The sequence below is a fragment of the Streptomyces sp. NPDC001843 genome, assembly GCF_042891955.1.
Classification (GTDB): domain Bacteria; phylum Actinomycetota; class Actinomycetes; order Streptomycetales; family Streptomycetaceae; genus Streptomyces.
Genome location: NZ_JBIATQ010000017.1, coordinates 14,237 through 27,276 on the forward strand (window position 1 = coordinate 14,237; position 13,040 = coordinate 27,276).

General features: G+C 71.0%; 13 protein-coding genes. 5 read left to right on the forward strand and 8 right to left on the reverse strand.

Annotated features, from left to right (window positions below):
- Positions 1 to 53 precede the first annotated feature (53 nt).
- The 5 genes from ACFYZQ_RS33550 to ACFYZQ_RS33570 are packed head-to-tail and all read right to left on the reverse strand — an operon-like array spanning position 54 to position 3,280.
- Positions 54 to 482 carry a hypothetical protein gene (locus tag ACFYZQ_RS33550; RefSeq protein ID WP_389156087.1) on the reverse strand — a complete coding sequence of 143 codons (429 nt, stop codon included), beginning with the start codon at positions 480 to 482 and terminating at the stop codon, positions 54 to 56.
- Positions 479 to 1,225: a class I SAM-dependent methyltransferase gene (locus ACFYZQ_RS33555; protein WP_389156090.1), complete on the reverse strand. Its 747-nt coding sequence runs from the start codon at positions 1,223 to 1,225 to the stop codon at positions 479 to 481. The genes ACFYZQ_RS33550 and ACFYZQ_RS33555 overlap by 4 nt, the downstream gene beginning before the upstream one ends.
- Complete coding sequence (locus ACFYZQ_RS33560; RefSeq protein WP_389156093.1) at positions 1,222 to 1,986, reverse strand: DUF2071 domain-containing protein; 765 nt, start codon at positions 1,984 to 1,986, stop codon at positions 1,222 to 1,224. Before ACFYZQ_RS33560 ends, ACFYZQ_RS33555 begins: the two co-directional genes overlap by 4 nt.
- Positions 1,983 to 2,906 carry a hypothetical protein gene (locus ACFYZQ_RS33565; protein ID WP_389156096.1) on the reverse strand — a complete coding sequence of 308 codons (924 nt, stop codon included), beginning with the start codon at positions 2,904 to 2,906 and terminating at the stop codon, positions 1,983 to 1,985. Before ACFYZQ_RS33565 ends, ACFYZQ_RS33560 begins: the two co-directional genes overlap by 4 nt.
- The gene (locus ACFYZQ_RS33570) at positions 2,903 to 3,280 is read right to left on the reverse strand and encodes a DoxX-like family protein (protein ID WP_389156098.1); all 378 of its coding nucleotides are present in this window, start codon (positions 3,278 to 3,280) and stop codon (positions 2,903 to 2,905) included. Before ACFYZQ_RS33570 ends, ACFYZQ_RS33565 begins: the two co-directional genes overlap by 4 nt.
- A 276-nt stretch (positions 3,281 to 3,556) precedes the next feature.
- On the opposite strand from ACFYZQ_RS33570, the gene ACFYZQ_RS33575 reads away from it, so the two are divergent.
- From ACFYZQ_RS33575 to ACFYZQ_RS33585, 3 genes are all read left to right on the forward strand, one after another.
- Positions 3,557 to 4,042: a sortase gene (locus ACFYZQ_RS33575; protein ID WP_389156101.1), complete on the forward strand. Its 486-nt coding sequence runs from the start codon at positions 3,557 to 3,559 to the stop codon at positions 4,040 to 4,042.
- Between the two features lie 134 nt (positions 4,043 to 4,176).
- Positions 4,177 to 4,752: a class F sortase gene (locus tag ACFYZQ_RS33580; RefSeq protein ID WP_389156403.1), complete on the forward strand. Its 576-nt coding sequence runs from the start codon at positions 4,177 to 4,179 to the stop codon at positions 4,750 to 4,752.
- Between the two features lie 186 nt (positions 4,753 to 4,938).
- The gene (locus tag ACFYZQ_RS33585; protein ID WP_389156104.1) at positions 4,939 to 5,940 is read left to right on the forward strand and encodes a hypothetical protein; all 1,002 of its coding nucleotides are present in this window, start codon (positions 4,939 to 4,941) and stop codon (positions 5,938 to 5,940) included.
- A gap of 93 nt (positions 5,941 to 6,033) precedes the next feature.
- On the opposite strand, the gene ACFYZQ_RS33590 is transcribed toward ACFYZQ_RS33585, so the two are convergent.
- Positions 6,034 to 6,636 (reverse strand): peptidoglycan-binding protein, encoded by a 603-nt coding sequence (locus ACFYZQ_RS33590; protein ID WP_389156107.1) that lies wholly within the window; start codon positions 6,634 to 6,636, stop codon positions 6,034 to 6,036.
- A gap of 550 nt (positions 6,637 to 7,186) precedes the next feature.
- Here ACFYZQ_RS33590 and ACFYZQ_RS33595 point away from each other — a divergent pair.
- Positions 7,187 to 8,011, forward strand: coding sequence for a peptidoglycan-binding domain-containing protein (locus ACFYZQ_RS33595; RefSeq protein ID WP_389156110.1), 825 nt, complete (start codon positions 7,187 to 7,189; stop codon positions 8,009 to 8,011).
- Positions 8,012 to 8,222: 211 nt separating this feature from the next.
- On the opposite strand, the gene ACFYZQ_RS33600 is transcribed toward ACFYZQ_RS33595, so the two are convergent.
- Both ACFYZQ_RS33600 and mgrA read right to left on the reverse strand, forming a co-directional pair.
- Positions 8,223 to 10,904 (reverse strand): LuxR C-terminal-related transcriptional regulator, encoded by a 2,682-nt coding sequence (locus ACFYZQ_RS33600; protein ID WP_389156113.1) that lies wholly within the window; start codon positions 10,902 to 10,904, stop codon positions 8,223 to 8,225.
- A 105-nt stretch (positions 10,905 to 11,009) separates the two neighbouring features.
- Entirely contained in the window at positions 11,010 to 11,999 is a 990-nt protein-coding gene (mgrA, locus tag ACFYZQ_RS33605; protein ID WP_389156116.1) for an L-glyceraldehyde 3-phosphate reductase, read from the reverse strand.
- Positions 12,000 to 12,111: 112 nt separating this feature from the next.
- Between mgrA and ACFYZQ_RS33610 the strand changes: the two genes are divergently transcribed.
- Positions 12,112 to 13,026, forward strand: coding sequence for a LysR family transcriptional regulator (locus tag ACFYZQ_RS33610; RefSeq protein WP_389156119.1), 915 nt, complete (start codon positions 12,112 to 12,114; stop codon positions 13,024 to 13,026).
- Positions 13,027 to 13,040: the final 14 nt, after the last annotated feature.

Consider the following 13,040-nt stretch of genomic DNA (forward strand, 5'->3'; position numbering starts at 1 on the left):
GGCCAGTGGGCGCGCGGCGGGATGACGCCGGCCTCGGCCGGCGCCCCGTTGCGCTACTGGCCTGCTGCGTGGACCGTCCCCAACGCGAACACGACGGTCACCCACGTCCAGAGCACGGAGAGTGCGACGTGACCCGCCGTCCGCAGCCGGTGTCCCCGCCACAACCGCGGTGAGAAGTAGGCGAACTCCATCACCCAGCGCAGGCCCCAGAACAGGGTTTGCCCGCACAGCAGAACGGTCGGCAGGGGGTCGCCGCTCAGGAGCTCCCGGGCGAACGCCAGCGGCAGTGCCCCGAGCAGCACGCAGGTCAGGCCGATGAAGAACAGGTGCGCGTAGGAGACCTGCCGGGTCAGCAGGCTGGTGTTGCCGAGGTCGTCCGGCCAGCCCAGGATGCGCGGCAGCACGACGTGCAGCAGCCCCATGCCGATGAGGGCCACACCGACCAGGCGCAACTGCCAGGTGAGAGCGAGGATGTGGGTCATGCCGGTCCCCTGGTGAAGGCGAGCGCGGTGACCAGGCCGGCGATGCGGTGCTCGGCGGCCGGACGCAGGCCGGCGTGCGCGGCCAGCCGGAACCACTCCGCGCGGGGCAGGAAATGCCAGGCACCCGGCCCGAAGACGGCCGTGTTCCGGCTGTCCCTGAGGTGTTCCACCAGGATCAGGCGCCCGCCGGGGCGCAGTACCCGGGCGCACTCGTCGAACAGCCGCTCCCTGTCTTCCGCTTGCCGCAGCTCGTGGGCGGCGAAGATCAGGAACACGGCGTCCACTCCGGCCCGGGGCACGGGAAGGGTGTCCGGCCGGCCGGGCAGGGCGTGCGGAGGTGGGGGGACCCGGCGCCGGGCCCGGCGCACCGAGCCCTCTGTCATCACTGCGGGGTCGTAGAGGTCGACGGTGAGCTGCCGGGAGGCCGGCCAGCGGGCGGCCAACGGGTCGCTCGCCTCGTCCAGGCCGGTGCCCACCACCAGATACTCGGACGGCGTCTGCGGCAGCAGCGTGTCCAACCAGTCGTAGTCGTACAGTCCGGAGCGATCGTAGACGTGCCAGCTCGCGACCGTGGCGGAGGTGAGCAGACCGACAGCGGCTGCCGAGCCTGCGCGGGCCAGGGTGCGCAGCGGGTACGGCAGACGACCGGACAGGGCGGCGAGGACGGCCGCGGCGCACAGGCCGGCAGCGTACTGCGGCCAGTTGTAGACGACCACGTCGCGCACCCCCGATCGGTGGGTCACCGCTCACCACCGCTCTCGGTCCGGCGCAGGCCGCGTTGCCAGCCGTACTCCAGGTCGGCGACGTGGAAGGCGTTGGCGAGGAGCGGCCGCGTGCCGGTGAACGGGCCGTGGTCGAAGAAGGTAAGGCGGTGCACGTCGACCGAGACGGGCTGTGGGTCCCAGTGAGCACGGAACGCCTTGATCACGATCATCGAACGGGTCTGCGGTTCGTACTCGAAGGTGTAAGGGAGCGGGCCCGCGAAGCGCCGGGCGGCACGCGCGTCCGCAAAGGGGCTGCCGTCGGGCAGCGGCGCCGGCGGGCCGCCGAGGTCCGCGCGCACGTGCAGGTCCGCCCGGCCGTCGGCGCTGTCCACGCGGAATTCCAGCGACTCGCCCTCGACCCGGGCCGTGATCCGGGCCGGCCGGTAGTTGTAGCGGGTCAGCAAGTTGCCGCCGAGCACCATCAGCCTGCGGTCGGTGTCGCTGCGCAGGATGCGCAGTCCGCGCATGACGCGCCCGCCCGGGGTGCGGAAACGGGTGAAGACGCGGTAACCGGTGAGCAGGTAGTCCGCCCCGAAACAGGCGGGCAGGACCGCCGGCCGCAGGGCGCGGGTGTCCACCAGCGCGGCCGCCACGAACCCGTGCTCCCCATATGTGTCCAGTTGCAGGCCCGGTGGGACCAGCGGGCGCAGCACCTCCGCCGGCAGCGCGTACGTCAGCACCAGCGAGTGGGCGAAGCGCGTGCGTATCGCGACGGGATGACGCTGCAGCAGGTGCCTCACGGCTCGATCCTCCGATCCGGGGCAGTGCCCCCTAGGCGCACGGCCCGTACCACACCCCACAACGGGGAGCGGTCCTGCGCCGCCCAGCCCGGCCCGCCCGGACCAGGCTCCCGGGCGCTGCGCAGAACCACCACCCCACCGGGCCGCACCGCGTGCCGTACAGCCGCCCGCAGCCGACGGGCGAAGTCGGGGCCCGGCCCGTCCAGCACGTTCGAGAGGGTGACGGCGTGGTAGCCGCCGCGCGGCGCCCGCTCCAACGCGTGCACCACGTCGTCACACACCAGTCGGACGCCCGGCGCCCACAGTGCCGAGGTGCCCGGCGGCTCCGCGCCCACCAGCAGCCGCCACAGCAACGGATTGCGCGCATTGGGGTGCCTGCCCACTGTCCGTTCCAGGCGCCGCCGCAGCACCTCGTCGAAACGCGGCGGTACGACACCGGCGAACGACGGGCGCAGCGCCACCGCCAGGGCTCCGCCGGGGCGCAGCGCGACCCGCATCAGCCGGCGCAGACCCTCGGTGTCCAACTCCTCCCGCCAGCGCCGGACTTGCTCCACCGGGTCGTCCAGCGTCAGGAAACCGTGCAGCTCTCGGTGCCGCCATGCGGGCAGCAGCAGCGCCGCGGCGCCGCGGCCCAGGCGCATGACCGCCTCCGCCGTACCCTCCCGGGTCCCGCCGCCGACCAGCCGCTCCCGCGCGTAGGTGAGCTGCACCGGGTTGACATCGACGGCCGTCACCTCGTACCCCGCCGACTGCAGGGCTGCCGCTGTGTCTCCCGCCGAGGCGATGCACAGCACCCGCGCGCCCGGCGGTGGGAAGACCGCCAACTCCACACTCGAGTCCTCGTACATCCGTCCGAAGAGCAGGCGCGGGCCGCCGAATCCGCCGAGCAGCCGACCGCGCGCCCACGGTGTCCCGCTCACTCGGCCACCGTCCAGGTCACCATCCAGATCAGCGCCAGGAAGGCCAGGTCCTGTGTGACCAGCCGTCCCGGCTCGTCGATCTGGCCGGGGCTGAAGAGCAGGCCGCCCAGGTTGAACGCGACCACCAGCACGGTCTGCACGAGCGCGGCCGGCCGCGCCCTGCGCCCGCTCAGCACCCATGCGCCGATCGCGACCTCTGCCAGACCGATTCCGACGAGCGCCGCCGTCACCGCCCATCCCGGCAGGAACGGTACGTCACCCACGATCGCCCGCTGATCCTCCCGCCCCGGCCAGATCTTGCACCAGAACCCCTCGTAGAACCACACCAAGGCGATCGCCCACCGCGCCACCCGGATCCGCCATGTCTTCACCACGGGAGGATCATGCCTGCCGCACCATCCAGGGCGAGCTCCGGCCCCCACATCCGACTTCACCGTTATGGGGGCGGGGTGGCGGGTGATCGGTATCGGTGCTCTTCGCGTCGGTGACCTGCGCAAGCGATCGCGGGGGAACATCCCGGCATCTGACTGGGTGACACATTCGGCCACTCCTGTGGTTGCGGGACCGGCGGTCTGTCGGTTGCCTCGTGAACGGAACACAGCGCAGGCGCCGCGCAGACAGGCCGGACACTGCTCCGTTGGAGGATCCACATGCGTTACACACACATGGGTGCGGGTATCGGCCTGACTCTCGGTGCCCTCGGACTGCAGATCCCGGCCGTTGCCGCCGCTGATGACTCGGACATCCGTATCGACCCGTGGAACGCCTACCCGGGTTCCACGGTCACGGTCAGTACGAGAGCCTGCGACCCTGACGCGGACTACGGCAAGGGCCGGTCGGAGGCAGGAGGTGAGTTCCACCTCTTCGAAGGCGACGAGGAGGGGGTACTCACCGGTCAGTTCCAGATCCCGGAAGGAACCAGGCCGGGCACGGACACAGTCACCCTGAAGTGTCCCCCACTGACCAAGGTCACGGAAACGTACCAGGTCACCGGCCGCCCTCCGAGCGGCTCAGTGAGCGCCGGCTTCGGACCGGCCGAACACACAGATATGGGGCTCGCCCTGGGTGGTGCGGTGCTCGTCACGGCCGCCGCGGGGGGTGTGCTCCGGATGTGCCGCCGCCCGAGCGACGGCTGAATCCGACCGCGCCACTCCGCCGGCCGGCAACGCACCCGCCGTGAAGCAGAGGCTCGACCACGATGGCACCCAGACCCCACACCAACGCTTCCCGAGAACCGTCCATCCCCGCGGTGCTCCTCCTGGCCTGCGCCATGACGGCAGGTGCGGTGCTGCTGATCAGCGGGGTGCATGACGAGGAGCCACCGCAGCCCTCGCGGGTCCAGGCCTTCTCGACCGCTGCGGACTCCACCCGCCCCGCGGTCCATCCGCTGCCCCCCGCGGACCCGGTCGGGCTCCGGATCGCCGCCATCGGCGTGAACGCCCCGATCACACGAGTGGGCCTCGATGCGGCAGGGGCGCTACGGACTCCACCAGGTGGCAGATCCGTCGTCGGCTGGTACGGCGACGGCACGGCTCCCGGCTCGGCGGGAACCGCCGTCGCCGCCGGGCATGTGGACACACCCACCGGCGACCCCGGTGTCTTCCACGACCTCGGCGCCCTGACCGAGGGCACGACCATCGAGATCAGCCGGGCGGACCGGCGGACAGCGGTGTTCGCCGTGCGCGCCGTCGAGCTCTACGACAGGAAGAGGTTCCCCAGCAAGAAGGTCTACGGCAGTTCCGGTCGGCCCGAACTCCGGTTGATCACCTGCGGTGGCGGCTACACCGAGCGCACCGGCTACCTGGGCAACGTCGTGGTCTACGCGACGCTGGCCGCGGTGACATAGCCGGCCGGGCATGACCGGATCTGTCACCGGCGGGGCGGGGCAACCTTCCGAGCGGGTGGTGAGTCTCCTGATCGATCACACCGTGATCGAACCCACGAGGAGAACACCATCAGCGCCATACGCAAGACCCTGACCGCAACCGCCGTCGCCGGTGCCGTCCTCGCGGGCTCCGTCGCCTGCGGAACGGTGGAGCAGCTCTCCGCCGGCAAGAAGCTCGACCGGGCCTTCGAGAAGCTGGGCAAGAAGAACACGCTCTCCTTCGAGCTCGACCTGGACACCGATGTCGCGTCTTTGAAGGCGCTGGACGCCAAGTCCGAGCCCGCGCCCGGCGAGGAGATGCCGGATGAGGCCGCCAAGCTGATCAACGGTGCGAAGATCACCCTGACCGTGCAGTCGAGGAAGCCGATCGAAGAGTCCGGTGAGAAGGACTTGGTCGGCATGGCCATGAAGATCAGCAGCCCGGACGGCGACCTCGCCGAGTACCGCGTGATCGGCGACTACGCCTACGTCCGTGCCGACACCGAGACCCTCGGCAAGCTGACGGGGAGCCCTGCGCCGGCCGCTGACGACCTGCCCCCGGAGGCCGGGGCGATCAAAGACATGCTCGAGGGCAAGTGGGTCAAGTTCAACACCAAGGACATGAAGAAGGCCGCCGCCGAAGGCCAGAAGGCCCAGGGCGGTCCCGCGGCCGCTCCGTCCCTCGACGCCAAGACGCAGAAGAAGCTCGTCGAGGCCCTCCGCGGGGTTGTCGCCCGCGAGGTGCGTTTCACGACCGCCGACGGCGAGAACGGCACTGAGCACGTCGCCGCCACGGCCCCCTTCCGCACGCTGATCACTGAGCTGTTCGGCGAGATCCGCCCGCTGGCGAAGGGCCTGCCGCCAGGCATGGAGCTGCCGACGGAAAAGGACCTGAAGGACGCCCCCGACTCCAAGGTGACGGCGGACTTCACGCTCAAGAACGGTGAGTTGACCGAGGTGGACGTCGACCTCGCCAGACTGGCCGAGAACGCCAAGGTCAAGAAGCTGGGCTTGACACTGCGGGTGAGCGATGGCACCAGGCCCACCGCTCCGGCCGGTGCCAAGGAACTGAACCTGAAGGAACTCATGCAGGGCTTCATCGGCGCGGCGATGAGCGATGCCGATTTCGGCGAGAGCGGCTTCTCCGACCAGGATTTCCCACAGGGGTAGTCCTGATCGCGCCGAGCGCGTAGGAGCGGTGGTGAACCGACCCCCGTCACGATGGGCTTGCTGTGCGGAAGCGACTTTCCGTACGGCGGCCCTTCAGACGTGGGGGACGTGCAGCATGTCCCAACTGAATTTACCGGGAACGCCGTCGGCATCGCTGCCTGACAGGTGGAGCTTCCGCTGCCAGGCGGCGAAGGACTTCACATCGCCCGGGCCCCACACGTCGGCGCCACGGCTGGACTCGTATCGATTGCATCCTTCGGTGACAAGCCGATTGTGCATCGCGGTGATGATCGGCGATCTCTGCCCGGTGTGGAAGAACGAAGCACCGGGGAAGGGCTCGAATGCGGCGGCGCCGCCATCCATGTACTGGCGGTAGGCCCCGTTCGTGAACGTGGACCATCGCCCCCAGCCGTGGGCGTCCTTGATGGCCTTTGCCGTCCTGGCGTTGTAGAGCGGGTCCTTGAGTTTTACGGCAATCCTGAGCATGTCCGGCGGGGAGAACTGCTCCGGGTGCCTGAGGGAGCGTATCTGGAAGAGACCGAAGGACGGCCCCCACTTGTTGTCGGCCAGCTCCTGGTCCCCGACAGCGGCCGGATCGCCCCGGGATTCCGCCATGGCGACAGCCGCCGCGATGTTGATGTCGCTGCCGGTGAACCCCGCCTGTGCGACGAGAGCTCGGAGCTGGGTCAGTTTCATGCCCATTTCTCTGCCTTCTGACTTTTCGATCAGGAGTCACGTCTCCATGGCTCCTTACGGTGCCGGGCCCGGGAGCGGATGCTCACCGGAATCCCCGGCCCGGGAAGATGCCTTGCCGGAATGCGCGAACGAGGCTGAAAGGCGCGAGAGATTCGTTACTTCGACCGTATGGCCGTGTCAGTCACGCGGCAAACGGGGCGTTGGACCCTGTCGTGGGCCGGCCTACGAACCGTCAGGCCGAACATCCACCGTCCGCCGACCGCATTGCTTGACTTCTCCGAGTGCGCAGATGCACCCTGATAAAGACGCTACGTATGTTCCATGCGTTGGCCGCGAACATCGCTCACGGAGCTGCGGTGGTATTCGCAAGGCCCGCGGAAATCGTAGGTGCTTGCGCCTTTACCGACCCAACTCCTGTGACACCGACCGCTCTCGCGCATCGGTGAGACATGGGCACCCGAACGGCGCACCGAGACCTTTGGACTTCGGCCCAGGGATTTCCTGCCGATATGCGACGGCGTCGACCCGCAACTCGCAAAGGGAGTGAGGAATGCATCTCGTCACTCGTGCCGATTGGGGAGCCAAACCGCCCCGATCGCCCCTCGTGCACATCGCGTCCACTCGTGGCGTGAAGGTCCACTATGAGGGCGCCCCCGTCCCCGCTGAGCTCGCCAAGCCGGAGAACCACCCCAAGTGCACCGGCCGGGTGCGGGACATCCAGGCTGCTCATCTGGCGGACCACAAGGAGAACTACTCCGACATCGCCTACAGCTTCGTGGTCTGTCCGCACGGACATGTCTTCGAAGGGCGTGGCCTGCACAAACTGCAAGCCGCGAATGGCAACCACCAGCTCAACCTGGACCACTACTCGGTATGCGCCATGGTGGGCGACTCCGGCCTCACCCATCCGACCGATGCTCAACTGGCCGGCATTCGGGACGCCATCGACCTCTTGCGGGAGAAGGGCGGCGCCGGAGCGGAAATCAAAGGCCACCGTGATGGCTTCGCCACCCAGTGCCCTGGCGACCCGCTCGAGGCATGGGTGAAGAAGGGCGCTCCACGGCCTGGTGCCCCACCTGCCGGTATCAGGGTCAGCCTCTCCCACGTCATCACTGCCGCACGCACCGACCCGGGCGCTGCACAGGGGCACACGACATTCCCGGCAGACGTCAGACCCGTGGAGGCTGCCCTGGTCGCAGAGGGGCTGCTGGACCCGACGTTCGGTGATGACGGATCCTTCGGGTCCCATACCGTCGACGCCTACGCGGCTTTCCAGCGTCGCCAGGGGTTCACCGGAGCGAACGCCGACGGCATCCCAGGCGAGGCCACCCTCACTGCGCTCGGCAGCCGGCACGGGTTCACTGTCGCCGCCTGAGCCCAAATGACTTGGTCCGCCGTCGACTTGGACACACTGATCCTGGTCGAGTACGCCCAGGGGGTGTGTTGGGGATCATCCCGGGGTCGCGGGGTCTGGCACGCACTCCCCCACGCTCGAACAGCCTCGCGCGGGGGCACCCCCATCGCCCCCGCGCGGGCCGGCTGGACAGCGCCGTCGGTCCATGCCGGCCTGATCCACAGGACACCCCCTAGAGCAGCCGCAGGTCGCGGGCGCGGTGTACCGCGTCGCTGCGCCGGTTCACGGCGAGCTTCCGGTAAGCGCTCTTGAGGTGGGTCTTCACCGTGTTGACCGACACGTGCAGGTCGGCGGCGATCTCCTCGGTGGACATCATGCGGGCCGCCCGCTCCAGCACGTCGCGTTCACGTCCGCTCAACTCCTCCACGACGAGCGGCGGTGGCTGGGGCCCGGAGCGGGGTGTCGGCCCGGTGTTCGCGGGTGGGCCGGGTACGAGCCAGCCCGCGGTCAGCTGCCGGAGCGCCGGCTCGGCCAGGAGGGGGCGGATCCAGGCGCCGGCGTCGCGGAAGGGGCGGCGCAGCCGGTCGCGGCGGGCGTCGAGGAGCGCCTGGGCGAGGAGCCGGCGGGCGGTGGAGGTGTCCCCCGCCCGCAGTGCGGCCTGGGCCCGCACCAGGGCCGCCCGGACGGCCACCGCCGGCCCGGTCCGTCCCTCGCCTTGCACGTGGGCGAGCAGGTCCAGCGCGCCACCGGGGTCGCCTGCGGCGAGCCGTATCCGTGCGGCCTCCACGGCGCACGCCGGATGGTCGTCGGGCACCCCCCGGAGCAGCTCGGCGGCGCTCTCGGGCCGCCCTTCGGCCACGTGGGCGGCACAGACGAGCAGCGTCTCGTGGCTCCGCGCCCAGGGGGAGATCACTTCCGCGGACACGGCCGGGCCGGCCGCCTCGAGCGCCGCCCGTGTGCTGCCCCGGGCGAGCAGCAGGCGTGCGGTCACGATGGCCCGCCCCGCCGCCGTCACCGGGTCGTGCACCGCGGAGGGGAGGGAGGCCACCTCGTCGAGGAGGGCCTGGGCGCGCTCCAGTTCGTCGCGGTCGACGGCCACGGCCGCCAGGACCAGCCGTTCGACACCGGAACCGGCCGGTTGGGGCAGGCTGTACCGCTCCGTCTCGGTGACCGCCGCCAGTGCCTTGCGCTCCGCCCGGTCCGGCCAGCCGTTCAGATGGTCGAGCAGGGCCAGGTGCCCCAGCGACTCCTCGCGCGGCAGCACGGTCGCGGCTCCGCCGGCTGAGCCGACCACCTCCGCGAGGGCGGCCCGCGCGTCCTCGAAGTGCCCGGCCCACAGGCGGGTGGAGCCCAGATGGATCAGCAGCAGGGCAGTGAGCTCGGGGTGCTTCTCCAGGAGGTGGGCGGGGACCTCCTGCCGCAGGTCCTCGGCGGCCGCGGCGGCCTTCTCCGCCCGTCCCGGAGAGCCGGTGAGCCGGGCCGCCAGGGTCTCCAGCAGCGCGCAGGTCAGCCGGCCCGCGGCCTGGCCGGGCGCGTCGTCGGCCAGCCGTTCCTCGGCTCGGCGCAGATGGGCCAGGCCGTGGTCGAGGTCGCTGCGGGACAGCTCACGGGCCGCCCGTACCAGGTCCGTCGCGGGAGTCGCGGCCTCGGTGCCCATCCGGGAGAACAGTTCGGCGAGGTCGTCGGAGCGCAGGCCGGTCAGCACCTGCCCGATCGCCAGATCGTCGACGAGCGCGCCGGCGGTGAAGTCCCAGTCGCCCGCGGCGGCGCCGTGCGCGAGGGTCTCGGGCAGGGATCCGGAACCTCGCAGCCAGTGGGCGGCCCGGCGGTGGAGGTCGGGCTCCAGCCCGGGCAGGCGTACCCGCAGGTGGGCCCGGAGTATCTCCCCGAACAGCGGGTGCAACCGGTACCAGCCGTGCCCGAGGTGCTCGACGAACGCGTTCTCCCGGTGCAGTCCGGCCAGGATGGGCTCGGCGTCGGTCTGTCCGGTGATCGCGTTCGCCAGGTCGGGACAGAAGCGCTCCAGGACACTGACCCGCAGCAGCAGGTCCTGCGTCTGCCGCGGCTGCCGTTTGAGCACCTCGGCCAGCAGGAAGTCGGCGACCGTGCTCCGGTCCGCCTCGAACTCCTTCAGATACGTCTCCGGGTCGGCGCTCTCCTGCGCGGCGAGGGCGCACAGCCGCAGGCCCGCGGCCCAGCCCCGGGTGCGCTCCACGAGGGCCCGCGCGGAGTCGACGGGCAGGAGCAGTCCGTGCAGCTCCAGCAGGGTGACGGCCTCCTCCGGGGTGAAGGCCAGTTCCGCGTCGCGGATCTCGGTCAGTTCGCCGGCCGCCCGGTACCGGTGCAACGGCAGCATCGGCTCGGTGCGGGTGACGAGGATCAGGCGCATCGCCCGCCCGGCGTGGCGCAGGACGAATTCCAGCTGCTCGGCGATCTCCGGGGCGGGCACCCGGTCGTACTCGTCGAGGACGACGGTGACGACCCGGTCCTGCCCGCTCAGCCCGGCGGCGAGCGCGGCCGGCAGCCTGCGGTCGACACGCGTCGCCTCGGCCGGGCAGCCGACGTCGTCCGGGACCGGAACGCCGCAGTTCCGCAGGGCGTGCAGCAGATAGGCCCAGAAGATCCCGGGGCGCTGGTCCCCCGCCTCGACGGTGAGCCAGGCGACCGGCTCCGCCAGGCCGGCCGCCCAGTCGGCGACCAGCAGGGTCTTGCCCGCCCCGGCGGCGCCGTTGACCATGGTCAGCGGGGTGCGCAGAGCCTGCTGGAGGTGCTGGACGAGCCGCTCCCGCCGCAGGAACGTGGCGGGTCTCGCCGGCAGCGCGAACCGGGTGTGCAGGATCGGGTCGCCCAGCGGGTCGACGTGCGCGGTGGCCGCTCCCCGCTCGGTCTCGTCGATATCGGCCACTGCGCTCACCGCCGCTGTTCGTCGGGGCTGGGAACAGTGCTCCTTCGATCAGCTTCGCAGCCTTCCCGGACATGCGCACGGCGACTCTGACGGACGACGCGTTCGCGACCGGCCCTACACCTCGACCAGCGCGTCGATCCGGGCCAGTTCCTCCGCGTCGAAGTCCAGGTTGCCGGTCGCGGCCACGCTGTCCGCGAGCTGCTGGGGACTGCTCGCGCCGACCAGGGCCGACGTCACCCGGCCGCCACGCAGGACCCAGGCCAGGGCGAGCTGTGCCAGGGTCTGGCCGCGGGACTTGGCGATCTCGTCGAGGGCGCGCAGCTTGCCGACCAGTTCCGAGGTCACCGCGTCGGAGTTGAGGAAGGGACTGTCGCTCGCGGCCCGGGACCCCTCGGGGATGCCGTCGAGGTAGCGGGCGGTCAGCAGGCCCTGTTCCAGCGGGGAGTAGGCGATGGAGCCGACCTGGAGTTCGTCGAGGACATCGAGGAGACCTTCCTCGGGGCGGCGGTCGAGCATGGAGTAGCGCGGCTGGTGGATGAGGAGCGGGGTGCCCAGTTCGCCGAGGATCCGGGCGGCCTCTCGGGTCTGCTCCGGGGAGTAGTTGGAGACGCCGACGTAGAGTGCCTTGCCCTGCTGGACCGCCGAGTGCAGGGCGCCCATCGTCTCCTCCAGCGGAGTGTCCGGGTCCGGGCGGTGCGAGTAGAAGATGTCGACGTACTCCAGGCCCATCCGCTTCAGGCTCTGGTCCAGGGAGGACAGCACGTACTTGCGCGAGCCCCATTCTCCGTACGGGCCGGGCCACATGAGGTAGCCCGCCTTGGTGGAGATGACCAGTTCGTCCCGGTAGGGCGCGAAGTCGGCCCGGAGGGCGTCACCGAGGGCGGACTCGGCGGCGCCGGGCGGCGGCCCGTAGTTGTTGGCCAGGTCGAAGTGGGTGACACCGAGGTCGAAGGCACGGCGCAGGATGGCGCGCTGGGTCTCGACGGGCCGGTCGGGACCGAAGTTGTGCCACAGGCCGAGCGACAGCGCGGGGAGCTTCAGGCCGCTGCGTCCGGTGCGCCGGTAGGGCATGTCGGCGTAGCGGTCGGGGTGTGCGGTGTACAACGCGACTCCAGAGGGGTTGGCACACGATCTACCGGTGACCACTCTTCCCCGGGCCGCGTACAGCGGTCCAACAGAAGAATCCGATGGTATTCAGCGGATAGGCTTCTCAATCATGGAACTGCGCCACCTCCAGCACTTCGTCGCCGTCGCCGAGGATCAGCACTTCACCCGGGCGGCGGAGCGGCTGATGGTGTCCCAGTCGGGCCTGTCCGCGTCGATCCGGGCGCTGGAGCGGGAGCTCCGTGCCCCGTTGTTCGTGCGGACCACCCGCCGGGTCACCCTGACCGAGGCGGGGCGCGCGCTGCTCGCCGAGGCGGAACGGATCCTGGCACAAGTGCGGGCGGCGCACGAGGCGGTCGCCGCGGTGCAGGGCGTGCTGCGCGGGACGCTGGCGCTGGGCACCGAGCAGTGCATCGCCGGGGTGCATGTGGCGGGGCTGCTGGCCGCGTTCCGGCGGCGTCATCCGGATGTGGAGATCCGGCTGCGGCAGGCGGGCTCGGGCGCCCTGGCGGAGGAGGTCGCGGCGGGGCGGCTGGACCTCGCGTTCGCCTACCGGACACAGGAGGACTCCGACCAGTTGCGGTCGGTGTCGCTGGCCAGCGAACCGATGACGGTGCTGTGCCATCCCAGCCACCGCCTCGCCACGGCGGGCGCGGCGCTGGTCCCGGGCGACATCCGCGGCGAGGTCTTCGTCGACTTCCACCCCGACTGGGGCCCGCGGCGCGCCACGGACGCGGCCTTCGCCGCCGCGGGCGTGCGGCGCACGGTCGCCCTGGAGGTCAACGACGTGCACAGCCTCCTGGACCTGGTGGACGAGAACCTCGGGGTCGCCGTCGTGCCCCGGCACTTCCGGCACAAGCGACCGGCGCTCACGGCGCTGCCCCTGAAGGGGACGGGCGAGGCGGAGTACGAGACCATCGCCCTCCTGCCGCCGCACACGGGCACCAGCCCGGCCGCCCGGGCGCTGGTCGGCCTGCTGGAAACCGGGGGCCCGGCGACACCCGAGGACGGGGCCCGCCCCCGCTGACTCCGCCACGGCCG

Bases quoted from the DNA above. Each gene is read 5' to 3' on its own strand.
- ACFYZQ_RS33575 (WP_389156101.1), top strand. From the start codon at position 3,557: ATGCGTTACACACACATGGGTGCGGGTATCGGCCTGACTCTCGGTGCC.
- ACFYZQ_RS33550 (WP_389156087.1), bottom strand. From the start codon at position 482: ATGACCCACATCCTCGCTCTCACCTGGCAGTTGCGCCTGGTCGGTGTG.
- ACFYZQ_RS33610 (WP_389156119.1), top strand. From the start codon at position 12,112: ATGGAACTGCGCCACCTCCAGCACTTCGTCGCCGTCGCCGAGGATCAG.
- ACFYZQ_RS33590 (WP_389156107.1), bottom strand. From the start codon at position 6,636: ATGAAACTGACCCAGCTCCGAGCTCTCGTCGCACAGGCGGGGTTCACC.
- ACFYZQ_RS33595 (WP_389156110.1), top strand. From the start codon at position 7,187: ATGCATCTCGTCACTCGTGCCGATTGGGGAGCCAAACCGCCCCGATCG.
- ACFYZQ_RS33580 (WP_389156403.1), top strand. From the start codon at position 4,177: ATGACGGCAGGTGCGGTGCTGCTGATCAGCGGGGTGCATGACGAGGAG.